The organism is Aequorivita capsosiphonis DSM 23843, assembly GCF_000429125.1.
Lineage (GTDB): Bacteria > Bacteroidota > Bacteroidia > Flavobacteriales > Flavobacteriaceae > Aequorivita > Aequorivita capsosiphonis.
The window spans coordinates 125,549-131,918 of the sequence record NZ_AUBG01000016.1 but is presented as its reverse complement, the minus strand read 5'-3'; the positions used below and the strand labels follow the sequence as shown (position 1 = coordinate 131,918).

Sequence of the window (6,370 nt, the reverse complement as noted above, 5' to 3'; positions counted from 1 at the left end):
TAGCGACGGGGCTCACCTCTTACCTTTCCGAACAGAGAAGTTAAGCCCGTTTGCGCCGATGGTACTGCAGTTATGTGGGAGAGTAGGTCGCCGCCTTCCTTTAAAGACCCAATCATTTATTTGATTGGGTCTTTTTTTATGCAATAAACTCAAATAATGACCTGCGCTCCCACATCGTGGTGGTAGGGGCGGTGCAACGGAAAGTGGTCTTTTCACTAAATCTTCCTTACCGCCCCATCCGTTTTCCTTCTCTGAGCCGAATTCCTTTAAAATATTCCCTGAAAACGGTATACTGCCGCTGCAACCTGCTTACATTCTATCAATGCATCAAGCCCAATTGTTGTGTTTATGCAAAAATAGTCGTTAATCTATAAAGAAAGAATTCTACATTTTTGACTCCTCTAATCCTGATAGCTATCGGGAGTGCTCTAAAGTATATGCTCCAGATTATTAAATAAAAAAAAAAGCGCTCGGGTTCGAACTTTTAATTGCCTCGTGCTTTAGCTCGAGGTTATTGAGGAAAATGGGTGTTGGCTTTAGCCAAACTCCTTTCATTTTATAGGATCTCCGTTTGATAAGTTAGGGCAAGAAGGTAGATGAAAACCTCACAGGTTTCCCATGCTTCGCATGAAGCTACGAATGGTAAAGGAAACTGTTAGGTTTAGGGACAACTTCTGGGAACCCAATGTTTGGCTAAAGCCGGATTCGTTCGCAAATTTTAACCACGGGCTAAAGCACCGTGGTTATTCGGGAGTGCTCTAAAGTATATGCTCCTGTTTATTAAATAAGAAAGAAGCGTTCGGGTTCGTACTTTTGAATTGCCTCGTGCTTTAGCTCGAGGTTATTGAGGAAAATGGTTATTGGCTTTAGCCAAACTCCTTTCATTTTATAGGATCTCCGTTTGATAAGTTAGGGCAAGAAGGTAGATGAAAACCTCACAGGTTTCCCATGCTTCACATGAAGCTACGAATGGCAAAGGAAACTGTTAGGTTTGAGGGTAACTTTTGGGAATCCAATGTTTGGCCAAAGCCGGATTCATTGTAACTTTTAACCACGGGCTTAAAGCACCGTGGTTATTCCGGAATGCCTGAGATTAATCCAAAGTTTTTTATGGTTCAAGTCAAAATGACTATGGATTTAATTTATTCCACAACTTTTTGTGTTGAGCCTTAGTCTATATAGGACGAACTCTACGTTCCTAACATCCCTGTACTGTGAATCAAAAGCTTTTTTCTTCACATTAAAGGAATTTTGCTGATGCTTTTCAAAGCTTGTTGGAGGGAGGAACAGACAGGAATATTAGTTAGTGTTCAATATGGCGTGGTCTGATCTTCTCGATTTTTAAGATTTGAAACACAATTCCTTAGCTATAGAAGGATATCAAGGTTTAGGGTATGTATTGAATGGTTTCAGGGACATAAATTTTCTAACAACCAGAAGAAGGTTTTAAGAACTATTTTACGCATATAGATTTAGGCTTTAGCTATGTGTCTAACGTCTAACTAATTGAGACTAAATTGCATGTGACTGCTATCTATTCTAAGATACTGGTGTTAATATTTTTCTTAGTATCACTTTCTACTATTCCGTCCCGAAGTCTAATAATTCTGTGGGCATTTTCTGCAATTTCCTCTTCGTGGGTAACCAAAATCACCGTATTGCCTGCTTTGTGGATCTCATTAAAAAGATTCATAATTTCCTCGGAGGTCTTGGAATCTAAATTTCCCGTTGGCTCATCTGCTAAAATGATGGAGGGTTTGTTGACCAAGGCTCTTCCAACAGCCACACGTTGTCGCTGTCCACCCGAAAGTTGATTGGGTTTGTGGTCCATTCGATCTGCCAAACCAACATTGGTTAAAACCTGTTTTGCGCGCTCGGTTCGATCGGTTTTGGATGCACCTGCGTAAATCATAGGCAATGCTACATTTTCCAAAGCTGTAGTTCGAGGGAGAAGATTAAAGGTTTGAAAGACGAAGCCTATTTCCTTGTTTCGGATTTCGGCCAATTCATCATCGGTCATGTTGCTTACGTTTTTTCCATTTAACTCGTAGGTTCCAGAAGTAGGGGTGTCCAAACAACCCAGTAGGTTCATCAAAGTAGATTTTCCGGAACCTGATGGACCCATTAAGGCAACATATTCTCCTCGCTCAATGTCTAGATCGATTCCTTTTAAAACTTTAACGATTTCTTGTCCCAAAGGGAAGTCACGTGTGATATTTCGAATTTTTATTACTAAATCCATAGATTTTTTCAATATGCTTTATAAGACGTAAAGATACGAGCCTTGTTACAAAAAAGTAAATTACAAATTACAATAAAAACTAAATGCTCAAACTCTTAGCAACCGTATGAAAAACATGAACGCAAACCTGCCTGCCGGCAGGGGCGCTAAGACGAAATGGTTTTTTAATTTGCTTTCAACTTTCAACCTTAAATCCTTATCGTAAAATGTTGTTTAGGTTGTTCTTTTCTGAAAAAAACAATTCCCCATTGAAATGTATCAATGCTGAGGGTCACCTTTTCGTTGGCAATAATTTTTTGCCAGGCCTCGGTCATGTCCTTGGTCCAATAAATATCGTCAAAAATAATTACGGAATCGTTGTGAACGTTGTTTAAAAAGGAATTAAAATAGCCCAGGGTTCTTTCGCCATTATGGTCGCCATCAATAAAGATTAAATCAAATTTTTCCTCGGAATGCAATGAAAGATATTCTTTGAAAGTTTCTTGATGGATATGAATGTTTTTTAATTTGAATTTTTTAAGATATTCTCCTGCAATTTTTGCTGTATTTGGACACCCTTCAACAGTATTAACGAAAGCGTATTTATTGGAAAGGGAAAGTGCAGCTGTACCAAGACCAAGAGAAGTGCCCATTTCTAAAATATTTTCAGACATAAAGTAATACCCTAAACGAAAGAGTAACTTTTGTCGTTTCTTTTTCATTCCAGCATTTTTAGTAACGGCGGCAACCTTTCTTGCCGTTCCTTTAAACACACGGGAGCCTTGGCCAAAATCCTTCATTTCAATGGTACTGGGATCTGCTAGTAAGGTTTTTCGATATGATTTTAAAATCTGATATTCTGGATATTTGGTTTTATCATTAAAACATTTGGTGACCAAATCATATACAAATGGGGAATGTACCCCATGTTTATTTTTGGAAAGCCGAACAAATTTGATATAACTTTTTGCTTGATGAATCACGTGGGGAAGGTAGGCGTTAAATGATAAATTTCAAAAGACAAAGACCAAATAACAAAAGGTGAATAAATTCCAAACTCCAGATTCCAAAAAACCAATAACCATCACCCCTCATTGTCCCCTTCGGAGGTAGGGGGATTTTCCTCCATTTCAGGTATAGGATCGTCAGGTCGATTTTGGAGATCTTTTGGAGAAAGCTTTGATTCCTTTGGAAGCTGAATTTCATCCTCGGGAATTTCATCGAAAAATTGACCTTCATTTTTTGGCAATGGAATTCCAGTTATCTTAGGCAGAATGGGTGCGGGTTTTCCCTTAAATAAGTCTTCAACTGTTAATAATCGTTCTTTACCACGCCATTGGAAACCGGGAAGAAGTCTTGCATTTTCAGGGAGCATGGAGGGTGGATATACCTTTCCATCTGCTTTTTTAATAAAACGAATTCCAGTAACCTGTTGCTCTTCTAAATACATTTGAATAGAACTGGAAACCGTATTGTTTATACCAACCAACTCGTTTTTGTCATTTCGAGAGTAATAAATTACCTGCGCATTTTTATTGATGTTTACTGTATCCAATTCATTGTTGGTAAAAAGTCCGATAAGTCTTTCACCTTTAACTTGATTGAAACCCATGCTATCTTTTTGCACCAAAAATGCATTGTTAAACACTTTTAAGGTGTCGAGTTTATCTGTGAGCGTATCAGATAAAATATGAATAGTGTCGCCTATCATCTGGTTTTCACCGCTCCATAAAACTGGATTTCGAAGTAGCTTGGTAATTCCCTTTTTTTCATTAACATAAATGGAGTCACATTTTCCACTTGTTGGTTCATCGCCAGCTTTCCCAGGTTTAAACATTCTTGCTTTGTTAAAACCTTTAAGGATTCTGTCTTCAGGTTTTCCGGTTATTCGAAGTGTATCGGCGTGAACGTACATGGAATCTTGATCCCGAACGGTAATTGCAACCGCTCTTTTTGTGATAAAAACGGAATCTTTTTCACGAAAAACTTCTGCATAATGGCCGCGGACCACGCTTTTGTTTATAGTGTCCAGCACTTTGATGTTATTGGTTGCAGAAGCAAAGCTTTTATTTCTGTCAAAATATATACTATCCCCGTAAAGGGTTCGATTTTCGTAATCTATTTTTGAGTTTTTTATAAAATAGCCAGTATCACCACGCGTATCGTAATAACCCCGTTCGCAATAAACAGTGCTGGTTTCACTAACGATGGTTGAAGGCCCATAGAGATAAGCTGCTCCTGTTTCAGAAAAGAAATCGAGCTGATTACTGTTGACCGTATATTTTGGATTTACAATTTTTACGTCCGAAAGAAATTGGTACTTTTTACTTTCAGCGAAATACCTGCCAGACTTGCTTGTAAGGACGCTGGCTGTATCCCGAACGGTACCGCCGGTTCTATAATAGGCTTGCTGTTTTATTCTGTCAAAATAAAGCGTATCTGTCTGGAGCGTTGTTTTTGGTTCGGTTAAAACCACATCGCCGCTGGCAAAAGCAAATTGAGTATTGCCGTTGTATTCGGCGTATTTGCTGTTCATCGATATGGTGTCGCCTTGGGTAATGCGGACGTCGCCATAGGCTTTTACAAAGTTATCGTTTGTGTAAACAAAGGCTTGATCACACCACATTTCCACTCCCTCGTGAATGATATAAACTTGTCCTGTTTCGTCTTTTGTATAAATGGCTGCATCGGGAAATTCAGGACGTCTTTCCAAATACCCAGATTGAATATCAACTTTTTGCTTTTCCTGTGCAGAAAGTGATGATCCGAAAAAGGAAAAAAAAAGAAACGATAAGATATATATCGAAATTGCTTTCAAATGCTTTGTTTAAAATAATTTCTTCTGAATCTCATTCCGCTTGCTATCGGGAATTAATCCCGAAGAATAGTCTGCTTTCTATCTGGACCAACTGAAACAACTTTAATGGGCACCTCCAATTCTTTTTCAAGAAAGTCTATATAATCATTCAGTGCTTGTGGCAACTGTGAAATAGCGTCCATTTTAGTTAAATCTGCTTTCCAACCTTTCATTTCGGTATAGATTGGCGTAACGTTTTCTGCTTCAATATTGTAAGGGAAATGATTAATAGTTTCACCTTTATAATTATATGCCGTACATACTTTTAGGGTTTCGAATCCACTAAGTACGTCTGCTTTCATCATAATAAGTTGAGTTACACCGTTAACTTGCACGGCATAGCGTAAGGCTACTAGATCTAACCAACCACAACGTCTCGCCCTGCCGGTAACCGCTCCAATTTCGTTTCCTATTATCGCCATTTTCTCACCCACAGCGTCAAAAAGTTCAGTAGGGAAGGGGCCACTACCAACTCGAGTGGTGTAGGCTTTAAAAATTCCGAAGACATCTTTTACTTTATTTGGAGGAACGCCTAAACCTGTGCACGCTCCTGCCGCAGTAGTGTTAGAGGAAGTTACAAAAGGGTAGGTTCCAAAATCTATATCCAATAAAGAGCCTTGGGCACCTTCAGCTAAAATAGTTTTTCCTTCTTTTTGCGCTTGGTGCAAATATTCTTCGCTATCAATAAATGTAAGTGTTTTCAGTGTTTCTACTGCCGCAAAGAATTCGGTTTCAAGATCGGCCAGATCATATTGAACATCAACGTTGTAGAAGTCGATCATCGCTTCGTGCTTATCGGCTAAAGCGCGATATTTATCTTGCCAGTTTTCGAGTTCCAAATCGCCTATACGGATTCCGTTTCTACCGGTTTTGTCCATATAGGTTGGGCCAATTCCTTTTAAGGTTGAGCCAATTTTTGCCTTTCCTTTGGAGGCTTCTGAAGCTGCATCCAACAAACGGTGCGTTGGCAGAATGATATGTGCTTTTCTTGAAAGAATCAGATTTTTCTTATAATCAAGATTGTATTTGTCCAAACCTTCCAATTCTTTTACAAAAACCACGGGATCTATAACCACGCCGTTTCCGATTACGTTCATCGCGTTTTTATGGAAAATCCCTGAAGGAATCGTGCGCAAAACGTGCTTAATTCCGTCAAACTCCAATGTATGGCCCGCGTTTGGACCGCCTTGAAAGCGTGCGATTATATCATAGTTTTTAGTTAGGACATCGACAATTTTTCCTTTGCCTTCGTCGCCCCATTGTAATCCAAGTAGTAAGTCTACTGCCATAAT

Annotated in this window: 4 protein-coding genes and 1 rRNA gene; 1 reads left to right on the top strand and 4 read right to left on the bottom strand. The window is 39.1% G+C overall.

Translation table 11 applies throughout. The features are described 5' to 3' along the window. Window positions 1-99: ribosomal RNA gene (gene rrf / locus G440_RS0114565) — 5S ribosomal RNA — on the top strand; the annotation flags it as partial. A gap of 1,435 nt (window positions 100-1,534) precedes the next feature. Here the strand turns inward: rrf and G440_RS0114560 are convergent. The 4 genes from G440_RS0114560 to G440_RS0114545 all read right to left on the bottom strand — a co-directional run bounded on the left by G440_RS0114560 (window position 1,535) and on the right by G440_RS0114545 (window position 6,367). Further along, entirely contained in the window at window positions 1,535-2,242 is a 708-nt protein-coding gene (locus G440_RS0114560; protein WP_026451983.1) for an ABC transporter ATP-binding protein, read from the bottom strand. Between the two features lie 188 nt (window positions 2,243-2,430). Further along, entirely contained in the window at window positions 2,431-3,204 is a 774-nt protein-coding gene (locus G440_RS0114555; protein ID WP_026451982.1) for an O-methyltransferase, read from the bottom strand. Between the two features lie 101 nt (window positions 3,205-3,305). Continuing rightward, window positions 3,306-5,039 carry an OstA-like protein gene (locus G440_RS0114550; protein WP_084426819.1) on the bottom strand — a complete coding sequence of 578 codons (1,734 nt, stop codon included), beginning with the start codon at window positions 5,037-5,039 and terminating at the stop codon, window positions 3,306-3,308. Window positions 5,040-5,092: 53 nt separating this feature from the next. Further along, complete coding sequence (locus G440_RS0114545) at window positions 5,093-6,367, bottom strand: adenylosuccinate synthase (RefSeq protein WP_026451980.1); 1,275 nt, start codon at window positions 6,365-6,367, stop codon at window positions 5,093-5,095. Window positions 6,368-6,370: the final 3 nt, after the last annotated feature.